The following is a 13,717-nucleotide window of genomic DNA, read 5'->3' on the forward strand; positions in this document are numbered from 1 at the left end:
AAGAAAAAATAAAGCGCCGAAAATGCCGGAGACGGGCTATGCGGACGGCCGCGCCGCGAACAGCGTCTGCTTGATCCGCTGCAGCGTACGGTACGGCATCACGAAATGCAGCAGGTTCTTGGCGAGGCCGGCCCAGTCGTACGGGTTCAGCACGTTGAACTGACGCAGCAGCAGCGACAGCGTCGACATCAGCTGGCGGCGGCGCTGGGTCGCGCTGATCCCGCCCTCGTTGAGCTCATAGTAGAGGCCGAGCTCGGGCAGGTTCGCGCAATCGTAACGTTGCATTAACCGTAAAAAAAGATCGAGATCCTCTGCCGCACGGTATTTCGCGCGGTAGTTGCCGACTTCGCGCACGGCCTCGATGCGCAGCATGACCGACGGATGCACGAGCGGCGAGCGCAGGAAGCGTGTGCGACGCAGCGTGCGCGGATCGGCGGGCGGCGTCAGCATGAAGCGCGGCTCGCCGGCGCGCGACACGACCTGCGTCCACATGCCGACGCACGCGACGCGCGGGTGGGCGTCGAGGTAGGCGCGCTGCTTCGCGAGGCGCTGCGGCACGGCGAGATCGCCTGCATCGATCCGCGCCGCATAGCGGAAGCCTCGCACGGCGAGCGCATCGATGCCGGCCTCGAGCGCGCGCTCGATGCCGCCGTTGCGCGGCATGCGCAGCACCTCGATCGCGAGGCCGGGCAAATCGGGCGCGACGATCGGCGGCGTGCTGCCGTCGTCGACGATCAGCACGTGCACCGGCCCGTCCTCGCGAAACGACGCGAGGGTGCGCACGACGTCGTCGTGGCCGTTGTAGGCGGGCATCAGCACGGCCACGTCGTCGAGCACGGGCGGGCAAGCGGAAGACGTCATGGGCGCAGCTTGAAACGAATGTAATAGAAGTTAACGGCGGCGGCGGCGACATAGCCGGCCGCGAGCCCGACGAGCGCGCCGTACAGGCCGAGCCGCGGGATCGCGAACACATTGACGAGCGCGGCGATCGCGAGCGCGAGCACCCATTTCGCCAGCAACACGAATTTTGCTTGATATTTGAGAACGATAAGATTGCCTATCGCCTCGATGCCGGCCGGCACGGACAGCCAGACCGCCCAGCGGAAGATGTCGACCGACGCCTCGTAGCCGCGGCCGAACACCTTGCCGACGATGAGCGGTGCGGCCGCGTCCAGTACGAGCGCGCCGGCCGTCATTACGCCGGCCGTCATCGCGATCAGCCGGACGATGTTGCGGCGCAGCCGCGCGACGTCCTGCACGCGGTACACGAATGCGGGTGCGATGGTCTGCGCGAGCATCAGCGCGAGCGTGATCCAGTTCTCGTTGAGCTGCTGGGCCGCCGCGTAGCGGCCAAGGTCGGCGAACGACACGTGACGCTCGAGCATCAGCCGATCGAGCTTCAGGAACAGGTACATGCAGATCAGCCCGAGCCAGAACACGGTGCCGGCCGTCGCAAAGTGTCCGAACAGCGGTTTGTCGAACGTCCAGCCGAGCGTGCCGCCGTTACGATGGCGGTAGTAGAGCAGCAGCGCGAAGCCGATCGCAGCGGCTTCCAGCGCCCACAGCCACGCAAAGCGGGCCGGGCCGGCGGCTGCGCGCACCAGCAGCCACACGAGCAGCGCCTTGACCAGCGCGGTGACCATGCTCGTCACGAGCTGCGGCTTGCTGTAGGTCATGCTCTGCAGCCATGCGTTGATCACGCCGACGAACGGCTCGCGGAACACCATCGTGACCGCGAGGCCCGCGAGCATCGCGCCGACGAGCGGATCGAACGCGCCGGCCGCGATCGCGATCCAGGTCGCGACGAGCGCGGCGGCCGACACGCCGATGCGCAGCGCGAACGCACTGCCGAGCACCGCGCCGAGTTGCGCGGGCGGGCGCTGGACGATGGTCGGAACCAGGATTTCGGCGCCGCACACCCAGGTGAGCGGTGCCAGTACGAGGAGAAGCGTATTCGCATACTGCCATTTGCCGAACACGTCCGGCCCGAAATATCGGGCCAGAAGGCCGCTGATCGCGATCGCGACGCCGATTTGCGTGAGCCGTTCGAGCCCGAGCCAGACGAGGTTCGCGACGGCCTTCGCGACGTCCGGATTGCCGAATCGCTTCAGCATGCGGGGCAGCCGCTTGCATGCGAGGCGGCCGGCAGGGCGCCCGAAGGCGGCAGGTGGGCGGCGGCGGAACGGCTAGGCATTAAAATGGACGGAATTCGCGTCATCAAAACCCGCGATTATAAGTGGGATCGGGACTGCGCCAGCCGTCCCGTTCCTGATAGCGCCGGGCCCACATGTATGATGCCGGGCATGCGCGAAAGGCGGCCAGATTATTTTCCATGCACGCAACCGAGAGAGAACTCATGATCTCCCAATCCATCTTCAAGGCATATGACATCCGCGGCGTGGTCGGCAAGACGCTCGACGCCGACACGGCGCGCGCGATCGGCCGCGCATTCGGCAGCGAAGTGCGCGCACAGGGCGGCGATGCGGTCGTCGTCGCGCGCGACGGGCGCCTTTCGGGGCCCGAGCTGGTCGGCGCACTCGCCGATGGCCTGCGTGCGGCAGGCGTCGACGTGGTCGACGTCGGCATGGTGCCCACGCCGGTCGGCTATTTCGCGGCGAGCGTGCCGCTCGCATTGAAGGGCGGCGAGCGTCGCGTCGATTCGTGCATCGTCGTCACGGGCAGTCACAATCCGCCGGACTACAACGGCTTCAAGATGGTGTTGCGCGGCGCGGCGATCTACGGCGAGCAGATCCAGGCGCTGTACCGCCGCATCGTCGACGAACGCTATGAAACGGGCAGCGGCTCGTTCGAAGCGTTCGACGTCGCGGACCAGTACGTCGCGCGCATCGTCGGCGACGTGAAACTCGCGCGCCCGCTGAAGCTCGTGGTGGATGCCGGCAACGGCGTCGCGGGCCCGCTTGCGACGCGCCTGTTCAAGGCGCTCGGCTGTGAGCTCGTCGAGCGTTTCACCGACATCGACGGCACGTTCCCGAACCACCATCCGGATCCCGCCCACCCGGAAAACCTGCAGGACGTGATCCAGGCGCTGAAGGACACCGATGCCGAACTCGGCTTCGCGTTCGACGGCGACGGCGACCGCCTCGGCGTCGTCACGAAGGACGGTCAGATCATCTATCCGGACCGTCAGCTGATGCTGTTCGCGGAAGAAGTGCTGTCGCGCAACCCGGGCGCGCAGATCATCTACGACGTGAAGTGCACGCGCCATCTCGCGCAATGGGTGAAGGAGAAGGGCGGCGAGCCGCTGATGTGGAAGACGGGCCATTCGCTCGTGAAGGCGAAACTGCGCGAGACGGGCGCACCGCTCGCGGGCGAGATGAGCGGCCACGTGTTCTTCAAGGATCGCTGGTATGGCTTCGACGATGGTCTTTACACCGGTGCGCGCCTGCTGGAAATTCTTGCGAAGACGGCCGACCCGAGCGCTGTGCTCAACGCGCTGCCGGATGCGATGAGCACGCCCGAATTGCAGCTCAAGCTCGAGGAAGGCGAAAACTTCCAGCTGATCGACAAGCTGCAAAAGGAAGCGAAGTTCGACGGCGCCGACGAAGTCGTGACGATCGACGGGCTGCGCGTCGAGTATCCGGACGGTTTCGGCCTCGCGCGTTCGTCGAACACGACGCCGGTAGTGGTGTTGCGGTTCGAGTCTGAGACGCAGGAAGGCCTGCAGCGCATCCAGGCGGATTTTCGCCGCGTGCTGACGGCCGCGAAGCCGGACGTCAAGCTCCCGTTCTGAACCCGGGCGGCCTGCGGGCTGCCCGCGGCACGGCGGTCGAGCGAATCGGCGCGCCATCCCCGAAAAGCGGCGCATGTCACGGGCATGCGGCCGCTTTTTGTCTGTGTGACTGTCCGGGCGCGATAAAATCGCGTCTTTATGCCTGTCGCCGGCCGTCCGCCGGCGTTTTTTCAGCGTGCAAAAGATCCTGATCGTGCGCGTGTCGTCGCTGGGCGACGTCGTGCACAACATGCCGGTGATCGCCGATATCCGGCGTCGCCACCCCGATGCGCAGATCGACTGGCTCGTCGAGGAGAGCTTCGTCGACCTCGTGCGCCTTGTCGACGGCGTGCGCGACGTGCTGCCGTTCTCGCTGCGCCGCTGGCGCAAGAAGCCGTTCTCGGGTGCGACGTGGCGCGAGATCCGCGCGTTCCGCAAGCGGCTCGCGGCCGAGCAGTACGACCTCGTGATCGACTGCCAGGGGCTCATCAAGACGGCGTGGGTCGCAAGCTGGGCGCGCGGCCCGCTCGCCGGCCTCGGCAACCGCACCGACGGCGCGGGCTATGAGTGGCCGGTGCGCTTCTTCTATCGCAAGCGCGTGCCGATCGCGCCGCGCACGCATGTGGTCGAGCGTTCGCGCCAGCTCGTCGCGGCCGCACTCGGCGACCCGGCGCCGACGCCGGCCGATCCGGTCGACTTCGGCCTCGATACGCGCGCGGCCGCGCTCGCGGTCGCGGCGCTCGGGCTGAACCTGCCGGTGCCGTACGTGGTGTTCGTGCACGCGACGTCGCGCGCGGACAAGCAGTGGCCCGACGCCGCATGGATCGATCTCGGGCAGGCGCTCGTGCGGCGCGGCGCGTCGCTCGTGCTGCCGTGGGGCAACGACGCGGAGCGCGCGACCAGCGAGCGGCTCGCGAAGGAGTTCGGTGCGGCCGCGATCGTGCCGCCGAAGCTGTCGCTGCCCGCCGTGGTCGGGCTGATCGACGGCGCGGCCGCAACGGTCGGGGTTGATACAGGTCTGGTTCACATCGCGGCGGCGCTGAAGCGCCCGACCGTCGAACTGTACAATTTCGCGACGGCGTGGCGCACCGGCGGCTACTGGTCGCCGAACGTCGTCAATCTCGGCACGGCGGGGCAGCCACCGTCGATCGCGCAGGTGAAGGCGGCGCTCGCGGGCTTCGGCCTGCTCTGATGCGTGCTGCGTCCGCCATGCCCGTCCCGCCATTGCCGCCTGTCATGCACGCGAACCGATCATGAGCGAATCCCAGATCATCGAAGTCTCGTCCGCCGACTGGAGCGGACACAACCTGTCGGCGCCGCGCGAGCAGCTGCTGGCCGCGGTCGAGGAGGGCAAGGTGCTGTATTTCCCGCACCTGCGCTTCGCGATCGAAGGCGGCGAGGAAGCGCTGCTCGATCCGGCGCTTGCCGACCCGAAACGCAAGAACATCAGTCTCGCGCCGAACGGCGGCGCGCTCGCCGGTGTGCTCGGCGACAGCGTCACGCAGTCGGCCGTGCGCGCGCTGGTCGCGCGCTTTCAGCACCAGGCCGGCACGCTTGTCGACGGCCTGTTCCCCGAATACCGCGGCAAGCTGCGCGTCGCGCCGACGAGCCTGCGACTGATGCAGGTCGAGACGCGTCAGACGTCGTGGCGCAAGGACGACAGCCGGCTGCACGTCGACGCGTTCCCGTCGCGGCCGAATTACGGCGAGCGGATCCTGCGCGTGTTCACGAACGTGAATCCCGCCGGGCAGCCGCGCGTGTGGCGTGTCGGCGAGCCGTTCGAGGACGTCGCGAAGCGTTTCCTGCCGAAGATCCGTCCGCAATTGCCGGGCTCGGCGTGGCTGCTGAACCTGTTGCACGTGACGAAGTCGCCGCGCAGCGCGTACGACCACCTGATGCTGAACCTGCACGACGGGATGAAGGCCGATCTCGACTACCAGAAGACATGTCCGCAGCAGACGATGCCGTTTCCGCCGGGCAGCGTGTGGATATGTTTCTCCGATCAGACTTCGCACGCTGTGATGTCCGGCCAGTTCATGCTCGAGCAGACCTTTTTCCTGCCGGTCGACGCGATGGTGCGCCGCGAATGCGCGCCGCTCGGGATTCTCGAGCGCCTGACCGGCAGGACGCTGGTTTGAGCGCGCGCCAGTTTCGACGCAACATGGGGGCCGCCGCATGCTGAGGGCGATCTATCGCGCGCTGTGGTGGCTCGTCGCGCCGATCGCCGTGATCCGGCTGCTCGTGCGCTCGCGCAAGGAACGCGGCTATCGCGAACACATCGGCGAACGTTTCGGTCACGTCGCGGGCCGTTCACCGGACGATCGCGCGCCGCTGATCTGGGTGCATGCGGTGTCGGTCGGCGAGACGCGTGCCGCGCAGCCGTTGATCGATGCGCTGATGCGTGCGCGTCCCGACGCGCGCATCCTGCTCACGCACATGACGCCGAGCGGCCGCGCGACCGGCGAGCAGATCTTCGGCGATCGCGTGCTGCGCTGCTATCTGCCGTACGACATGCCGGGCGCGGTGCGGCGCTTCCTGCGCGCGTGGCGGCCGACGCTCGGCCTCGTGATGGAAACCGAGGTATGGCCGACGCTGATCGACGAGTGCCGACGCGCAGACGTGCCGCTCGTGCTGACGAATGCGCGGATGTCCGCGCGTTCGCATCGGCGCGCGGCGAAGTTCGGCGCGGCGACGCGCGACGTGTTCGGCGGCTTCTCGCGCGTGCTCGCGCAGAGCCCCGCGGATGCGGAGCGGCTGACGTCGCTCGGCGCCCGCAACGTGACGGTGCTCGGCAATCTGAAATTCGACATGACAACCCCACCGGAACTCGCGGCGCGCGGCCATGCATGGCGCGATGCGATCGGCACGCGGCCGGTATGGGTTGCGGCGAGCACGCGTGAAAACGAGGAGGCGCTGGTACTGCAGGCGTTCGCCGCAATGAAAACGCCCGATGCACTGCTGATTCTCGTGCCGCGTCATCCGCAGCGCTTTGCCGAAGTCGAGGCACTGGTCGCGCGCAACGGCTTCAAGTGCGTACGGCGTTCGGTGTGGGGCGCGGATGCGGCGGCGCTCGCGGCCGGCCGGCCCGCCGCGGCTGAACCGTTGCCCGCCGACGTGACGGTGTTGCTTGGCGATTCGATGGGTGAGCTCGGTGCGTATTACGCGGCAGCCGATGTCGCGTTCATCGGCGGCAGCCTGCTGCCGCTCGGCGGGCAGAACCTGATCGAGGCCTGTGCGGTCGGCGTGCCGGTGCTGATCGGTCCGCACGTGTTCAACTTCACGCAGGCGACAGCCGATGCGGTCGCTGCGGGCGCCGCGCTGCAGGTCGCGGATCCGCTCGATCTCGCGCACGTGCTCGACGCGTTGTTCGCCGATCATGCGCGGCGTGTCGCGATGGGTGCGGCCGGCGCCGCGTTCGCATCGCGTCATCGCGGCGCGACCGCGCGTTCGGTCGATGTGCTCGCGGCGTTGCTGCCGCCGGTCGAGCGCGGCGCGCAATCGCTGCAGCACGCAGCCGGCGATTGAGCGGGGCGGTGCAACGCCGCCCCAGCGCGGATGAGGCGGCAGCGCGCCGCCGTGCCGCCGTTCACACCGTCAGCAATCCTTTCTTCTCGATGAACGCGACGACGTCAGCGACGCCTTCGAGCGCCTTCAGGTTCGTCATCACATAGGGCCGCTCGCCACGCATTTTCTTCGTGTCGGACGCCATCACGTCGAGGTTCGCGCCGACGAGCGGTGCGAGATCGGTCTTGTTGATCACGAGCAGGTCGGATTTCGTGATGCCCGGGCCGCCCTTGCGCGGAATCTTCTCGCCGCCCGCGACGTCGATCACGTAGATCGTCAGGTCGGACAGCTCGGGGCTGAACGTTGCCGCGAGATTGTCGCCGCCCGATTCGATGAACACGATGTCGGCATCCGGAAAGCGCGACAGCATCCGGTCGACCGCCTCGAGGTTGATCGACGCATCCTCGCGGATTGCCGTGTGCGGGCAGCCGCCCGTCTCGACGCCCATGATGCGCTCCTCGGGCAGCGCGCCCGCGACCGTCAGCAGGCGCTGATCTTCCTTCGTGTAGATGTCGTTCGTGATCGCGACGAGGTCGTAACGCTCGCGCATCGCCTTGCACAGCATTTCGAGCAGCGTGGTCTTGCCGGAGCCGACGGGGCCGCCGATGCCGACGCGCAACGGCGGCAGTTTCTTCGTGCGGCGGGTAGAGGAGGAGGCGGGTGCGTTCATGGTGTGAGGCGTCGTGGTTCAGGAGCGGAACAACCGCGAATACTGGGTTTCGTGCCGTGCCGACAGAATGCCGAGCTGCGGCGCGAACGTGTTGATCGCGTCGGGCGGTGTCGCGAGCGCGCGGCGCACGGCCGCGTCGATCGCATCACGCAGCGCGACGATGATGCGCTGCCCCGCGAGCTGGCCAAGCGGCACGGCCTTCAGCGCGGCAGCGGTCTGGTTTTCGATCCAGCCGAACGCATACGCGGCGAGCACGGCTTCGGGGCGCGCGTCGTGCGCGGCGGCCGCGTAAGCGAATGCAGTCGGCAGCGCGATCGGCGTGAGCGATGCGAGCGTCGCGCGGCGGGCGGCATCGCCCCATTCGAGCGACGCGCACAGCTGCGCGAGCGACCAGCCCATCTGTTCGGTCTCGCGGCGCAGTTCAGCCGACTCGCGGCTCGCGACGAACCACGCGTTCTCGCGGGCGAGCGCGTCGGGCTCATGCGTTTGCCAGCGCGCGAGCTGGTGAGCGAGGAACGGCAATTCGCCGTGCGCGAGCACGTCGACGAGCCCGCTCGCGATCCAGTCGCGCGCGGTGTCGGCGTCGCGGATCAGGTTCGCGTCGAGCCCGGCTTCGAAGCCCTGCGAGTAGCTGAACGCGCCGATCGGCAGCGCGGGCGACGCGAGATGCAGCAGCGCGACGAGCTCAGTGGTGGTCATGACCGTGGTGGCCGTGCGCACAGCCGGGGCCATGCTGATGATCGTGATCGTGATCGTGGTCGTGCGAGTGCGAGTGCGAGTGCGAGTGCGAGTGCGAGTGCGAGTGCGAGTGCGAGTGCGAGTGCGAGTGCGAGTGCGAGTGCGAGTGCGAATGGCCGTGATGTTCGCCGAACACCTGTTGCGCGAGCGCGTAGTCTTCCGCGAACGTCGCATCGTGGCCGTGCTTGTGACCGCCGCCGTACGCACCGGCTTCCGGCTGGAACGGTGCGCTCGTTTCGTTGACCTGCGTGCCGAGCCGGCGCAGCATGTCCGCGAGCACCGGATCGGCTTCGAGCTTCAGATACCCGTCGCCGATCTCGACCGGCGTGTGGCGATTGCCTAGATGATACGCAGCACGCGTCAGCGTGAGCGGATCGGCGGCGCGCACGAGCAGCACGGTCTCGGGCGCCGCGGCGATCCGCACGAGCGCACCGTCGTCGGCGACGAGCACGTCGCCGTCGCGCAGCACGGTGCCGCGGGGCAGCAGGACCGCGACGTCCTCGCCGGTGTCGAGCGTCGCGGCGAGACGGCTCTTGCAGCGGGCCTCGTACGTGAGCGTGAGCGTCGGCGCGCGCGCGACGAGCGATGCGGCGAGCTTCACGTTCGGGGCGATGCGTTTATCAAGGGTGCGCATGGAACGAAAAAACGGAAATCAGAACAGGAAATAACGCTGTGCCATCGGCAGCACCGTCGCCGGCTCGCAGGTGAGCAACTGGCCGTCGGCGATCACGTCGTAAGTTTCGGGATCGACGCTGATCGACGGCCGCCATGCGTTGTGGATCATGTCGGCCTTCGTCACGTTGCGGCAGTTGCGCACCGGCACGATGTGCTTCGCGAGCCCGTAGCGCTCGGCGATGCCAGCGTCGGCCGCCATCTGCGACACGAACGTCAGCGACGTGCGCGCGAGCGCGCCGCCGCGCGTTGCGAACATTTCGCGGTAGTGGACCGGCTGCGGCGTCGGGATCGACGCGTTCGGGTCGCCCATCTGCGCCATCGCGATCATTCCGCCTTTGAGGATCATCGACGGCTTGATTCCGAAGAATGCGGGTTCCCACAGCACGAGGTCGGCCCACTTGCCCGGTTCGATCGAACCGACTTCGTGAGCAATGCCGTGCGTGATCGCCGGGTTGATCGTGTACTTCGCGACGTAGCGTTTCGCGCGGAAGTTGTCGTTGCGCGCGTTGTCTTCCGGCAGCGCGCCGCGCTGCACCTTCATCTTGTGCGCGGTCTGCCACGTGCGGATGATGACTTCGCCGACGCGGCCCATCGCCTGCGAGTCGGAGGACAGCATCGACAGCGCGCCGAGATCGTGCAGGATGTCCTCGGCCGCGATCGTCTCGCGGCGAATCCGCGACTCGGCGAACGCGAGATCTTCGGCGATCGACGGATCGAGGTGATGGCACACCATCAGCATGTCGAGATGCTCGTCGAGCGTATTGATCGTGTACGGCCGCGTCGGGTTCGTCGACGACGGCAACACGTTCGCCTCGCCGCACACCTTCAGGATGTCCGGCGCGTGCCCGCCGCCCGCGCCTTCGGTGTGGTACGTGTGGATCGTGCGGCCCTTGAACGCGGCGACCGTCGATTCGACGAAGCCGCCTTCGTTCAGCGTGTCGGTGTGGATCGCGACCTGCGTGTCGGTGTCGTCCGCGACCGACAGGCAGTTGTCGATCGCGGCCGGCGTCGTGCCCCAGTCCTCGTGCAGCTTCAACCCGATCGCGCCGGCTGCGATCTGTTCGACGAGCGGCTGCGGCAGGCTCGCGTTGCCCTTGCCGAGAAAGCCGAGGTTGATCGGCCAGCCGTCGGCCGCCTGCAGCATCCGCTCCATGTGCCACGGCCCCGGCGTGCAGGTCGTAGCATTGGTGCCGGTGGCCGGCCCCGTGCCGCCGCCGAGCATCGTCGTGACACCCGACGCGAGCGCCTCGTCGATCTGTTGCGGGCTGATGAAGTGGATGTGCGTGTCGATGCCGCCGGCCGTGACGATCAGCCCTTCGCCGGCGATCACTTCGGTCGCGGCGCCGATCGCAATCGTCACGCCAGGCTGGATGTCCGGATTGCCGGCCTTGCCGATCGCGGCGATGCGGCCGTGCTTGATCGCGATGTCGGCCTTCACGATGCCCCAGTGATCGAGGATCACCGCGTTCGTGATGATCGTGTCGGGCACGTCGGCGGCCACGCGCTGCGACTGGCCCATCCCGTCGCGGATCACCTTCCCGCCGCCGAATTTCACTTCCTCGCCGTAAGTGGTGAAGTCGCGTTCGATCTCGATCAGCAATTCGGTGTCGGCGAGCCGCACGCGGTCGCCCGTCGTCGGCCCGAACATTTCCGCGTACGCGCGGCGGCTCAAGCGTAATGTCATGTGCTGTTCCTGAAGAGCGGGGGGCGGCTTACAGCGGCCCCATCACCTTGCCTTGAAAACCGTAGACGGCGCGTTCGCCGGCCAGCTCGACGAGCTCGACGGTGCGTGTCTGGCCTGGCTCGAAGCGCACCGCGGTGCCGGCCGCGATGTTGAGCCGGAAGCCGCGCGCGGCCGCGCGATCGAACGACAGCGCGTCGTTGACTTCGAAGAAGTGGTAGTGCGAACCGACCTGCACCGGACGGTCGCCGGTATTTGCGACGACGAGCGACAGCGTCGCGCGGCCCGCGTTCAGTTCGTGCTCGCCGTCGTCGGTGAGGATTTCGCCGGGAATCATGCGCGGGGCCCTGGTCACGGAATCGGGTGGTGGACGGTGACGAGCTTGGTGCCGTCGGGGAAGGTCGCCTCGACCTGAATGTCGGGAATCATCTCCGGCACCCCTTCCATCACGTCGTCGCGCGTGAGCAGCGTCGTGCCGTAGTGCATCACTTCGGCGACGGTCTTGCCGTCGCGTGCGGCTTCCATCAGCGCGGCGGTGATGAACGCGACCGCTTCCGGATAGTTGAGCTTGAGCCCGCGCGCGCGCCGGCGCTCGGCCAGCAGCGCCGCCGTGAAGATCAGCAGCTTGTCCTTTTCTCGGGGAGTCAGTTTCATGAAGGCAATCGTTCAGGAAAACGTAATTTTTATCAGTGCGCTGCAAGGCGGCCGTGGCGCGGCTCATCGTAGCACCGCGCCGCTTTTCGTGCGTCGTGTATCGATTATGTAAGCAGCAAGGCCCGTGCCATGCCGATGCAGTGTGCGCGGATGCGCATTCGTGGTGCGTGGTGCATCGATTGCGGGCGAAGTGAATGCGCGCGATGCGCAAAAACGGTGCGCGCCGCTTTCGGGAGGGTCACGTTTGCCAAAGACGAAGCGGGCATGCATCGACGCCATGCACGATCGGGCGCAGATACAGCCAGCATTCGGTGAAGTGCCGCTGCAGCGCTTCCATCGAGGTCGACAATGCACGCACCAGTACGACGCCCGGCGTCACGCAGGTCGCGCCCGTGCGCAGCGTATCGTCGAACGGCATTCGCGCGGCGAGCGCTTCGGCAAGTGCCGCATCGCACGCGGCGCCGACCGCCCACAGCGTGCCGTACGCGGGAAAGCCTGCGAGGCCCTGTAGCGAGCCGCGCAGCGGATCGTGCGCGTCGAGCAGTGCGCGCTCGGTCCATAGCGGCCGGCCGTCGGCGCCGACGATTGCCGAGCGCGACACGATGCGGCCCGCCGACCACGTTTCGCCGGCCGCTTGCCGGCCGAGTTGCGTCGCGTCCCAGCCGATCGCGGTCGCGCCGGCGCCGAGCGTGACCGTGAAGTCGAGCGCGGCGTGCGCGGCGTCGAAGAACAGGTTGTTCTGCGGCAGCCAGTCGAGCTTCGCGCGCTCGCCGACCGTGATGCCGATGCGTTGTGTTGCGTCGAGTCCGTTCGACTTGTACCACTTGGTGGCGCCGGGGGTGGTCAGTACGGCATGCGTGGCTTCGCCGAGCGCGATGTCGATGTCGAGCCGGTCGCCGCCGGCGACGCCGCCCGGCGGGTGAACGATTACCGCGTGGCAGATCGCGTCGCCTTCCGGATACAGCGGCCGTTGCACGCGCAGCGGGCCGTCGTGCAGCCGGTGAACGAGCGTCGTGCGCGCGCCGTGCTGTGCGAAGCCGAGTTCGAGGCGGCCATGCCAGGACTTGGCGACGGCAGGGCGGGACAGCGGGGCGTGGGAGTCGGGGGCGGACATCGGCGGGAAACTGGGGACGGGCGCGAGAAACGAAGATGCTAACGCAACAATATACGCGTGAGCAGATGTGTTGCCGAGCCGGCGGCGCGCTTGGCGAATGCACGGCCGACCGAACGACGGGCGGACCTGCGCTCGCCGCCAGACGCCAAACGCGACTCACCGGTCGTCGGAATCGCACATCCCGTGCCGCGTTGCCGGCTACACCGCGATCAGCTCCCGCACGCCGTTCGTCTCCATGTCGCTCGCGGCGCCGCCCGCAACGATCTCGCCGCGGCTCATCACCCAATAGCAGTCCGCGATCGAGCGCGCGAAATCGTAATACTGTTCGACGAGCAGCACCGTCATCTTCGATTCGTCGACGAGCTGGCGCAGCGTGCGGCCGATGTCCTGGATGATCGACGGCTGGATGCCTTCAGTCGGCTCGTCGAGGATCAGCAACTGCGGTTCGCTCATCAGCGCGCGGCCGATCGCGAGCTGCTGCTGCTGGCCGCCCGACAGGTCGCCGCCGCGTCGCGCGCGCATGTCCTTCAGCACCGGAAACAGGTCGTAGATGCGGTCCGGCACCTTCGTCGGCGCCTTGCGGCTCGCCGCGCCGACGAGCAGGTTTTCCTCGACGGTGAGCCGCGGAAAGATGTCGCGGCCCTGCGGCACGTATGCGAGCCCGGCCGCGACGCGCGCATACGGCGGGAGCGCGCCGAGCGACGTGCCGCGCCACGACACGCTGCCGCTCTTCGCCGCGACGACGCCCATCAGGCACCGCAGCAGCGTGCTCTTGCCGACGCCGTTGCGGCCGAGCAGCACGGTGAGCTTGCCGTCGTCGGCGGCGAGCGTCACGTTGCGCAGGATATGGCTGCCGCCGTAGTACTGGTTCAGTGCATCGATCTTCAGCAT

The 13,717-nt window shown here is 67.7% G+C and carries 14 protein-coding genes; 4 read left to right on the forward strand and 10 right to left on the reverse strand.

What is annotated here, in order from left to right; all coding sequences use genetic code 11:
* Positions 1-36: 36 nt before the first annotated feature.
* Together WK25_RS04180 and WK25_RS04185 are read right to left on the reverse strand one after the other, a co-directional pair.
* Positions 37-861, reverse strand: a complete 825-nt coding sequence (locus tag WK25_RS04180; protein ID WP_069241045.1) for a glycosyltransferase — start codon at positions 859-861, stop codon at positions 37-39.
* Positions 858-2,114 (reverse strand): lipopolysaccharide biosynthesis protein, encoded by a 1,257-nt coding sequence (locus WK25_RS04185; protein WP_040143573.1) that lies wholly within the window; start codon positions 2,112-2,114, stop codon positions 858-860. The genes WK25_RS04180 and WK25_RS04185 overlap by 4 nt, the downstream gene beginning before the upstream one ends.
* A 242-nt stretch (positions 2,115-2,356) precedes the next feature.
* Between WK25_RS04185 and WK25_RS04190 the strand changes: the two genes are divergently transcribed.
* From WK25_RS04190 to waaA, 4 genes are all read left to right on the forward strand, one after another.
* Positions 2,357-3,751, forward strand: a complete 1,395-nt coding sequence (locus tag WK25_RS04190; RefSeq protein WP_040143574.1) for a phosphomannomutase/phosphoglucomutase — start codon at positions 2,357-2,359, stop codon at positions 3,749-3,751.
* A 175-nt stretch (positions 3,752-3,926) separates the two neighbouring features.
* Positions 3,927-4,922, forward strand: coding sequence for a lipopolysaccharide heptosyltransferase I (waaC, locus tag WK25_RS04195; RefSeq protein WP_040143575.1), 996 nt, complete (start codon positions 3,927-3,929; stop codon positions 4,920-4,922).
* Positions 4,923-4,983: 61 nt separating this feature from the next.
* Positions 4,984-5,868 carry a Kdo hydroxylase family protein gene (locus WK25_RS04200; RefSeq protein WP_069241046.1) on the forward strand — a complete coding sequence of 295 codons (885 nt, stop codon included), beginning with the start codon at positions 4,984-4,986 and terminating at the stop codon, positions 5,866-5,868.
* A 37-nt stretch (positions 5,869-5,905) separates the two neighbouring features.
* The gene (waaA, locus tag WK25_RS04205) at positions 5,906-7,255 is read left to right on the forward strand and encodes a lipid IV(A) 3-deoxy-D-manno-octulosonic acid transferase (protein ID WP_040143577.1); all 1,350 of its coding nucleotides are present in this window, start codon (positions 5,906-5,908) and stop codon (positions 7,253-7,255) included.
* A 61-nt stretch (positions 7,256-7,316) separates the two neighbouring features.
* Here waaA and ureG read toward each other — a convergent pair whose 3' ends face one another.
* The 8 genes from ureG to urtE form a co-directional block, all read right to left on the reverse strand.
* On the reverse strand, positions 7,317-7,964 hold the full coding sequence (gene ureG, locus WK25_RS04210; protein ID WP_040143578.1) for an urease accessory protein UreG: 648 nt from the start codon (positions 7,962-7,964) through the stop codon (positions 7,317-7,319).
* Positions 7,965-7,982: 18 nt separating this feature from the next.
* Positions 7,983-8,663, reverse strand: coding sequence for an urease accessory protein UreF (locus WK25_RS04215; RefSeq protein ID WP_069241047.1), 681 nt, complete (start codon positions 8,661-8,663; stop codon positions 7,983-7,985).
* Entirely contained in the window at positions 8,650-9,336 is a 687-nt protein-coding gene (gene ureE, locus WK25_RS04220) for an urease accessory protein UreE (RefSeq protein WP_069241048.1), read from the reverse strand. The genes WK25_RS04215 and ureE overlap by 14 nt, the downstream gene beginning before the upstream one ends.
* An 18-nt stretch (positions 9,337-9,354) precedes the next feature.
* A complete protein-coding gene (gene ureC, locus WK25_RS04225) occupies positions 9,355-11,061 on the reverse strand; it encodes an urease subunit alpha (protein ID WP_040143581.1) in 1,707 nt (568 codons plus the stop codon).
* A gap of 28 nt (positions 11,062-11,089) precedes the next feature.
* Positions 11,090-11,395, reverse strand: coding sequence for an urease subunit beta (locus WK25_RS04230; RefSeq protein WP_069241049.1), 306 nt, complete (start codon positions 11,393-11,395; stop codon positions 11,090-11,092).
* Between the two features lie 14 nt (positions 11,396-11,409).
* Entirely contained in the window at positions 11,410-11,712 is a 303-nt protein-coding gene (gene ureA / locus WK25_RS04235; protein ID WP_006048588.1) for an urease subunit gamma, read from the reverse strand.
* 238 nt (positions 11,713-11,950) lie between these two features.
* The gene (locus tag WK25_RS04240; protein ID WP_069241050.1) at positions 11,951-12,826 is read right to left on the reverse strand and encodes an urease accessory protein UreD; all 876 of its coding nucleotides are present in this window, start codon (positions 12,824-12,826) and stop codon (positions 11,951-11,953) included.
* A gap of 198 nt (positions 12,827-13,024) precedes the next feature.
* Positions 13,025-13,717 carry an urea ABC transporter ATP-binding subunit UrtE gene (urtE, locus tag WK25_RS04245; RefSeq protein WP_059543941.1) on the reverse strand — a complete coding sequence of 231 codons (693 nt, stop codon included), beginning with the start codon at positions 13,715-13,717 and terminating at the stop codon, positions 13,025-13,027.

Origin of the sequence: Burkholderia latens (assembly GCF_001718795.1) — a bacterium.
GTDB classification, from domain to species: domain Bacteria; phylum Pseudomonadota; class Gammaproteobacteria; order Burkholderiales; family Burkholderiaceae; genus Burkholderia; species Burkholderia latens_A.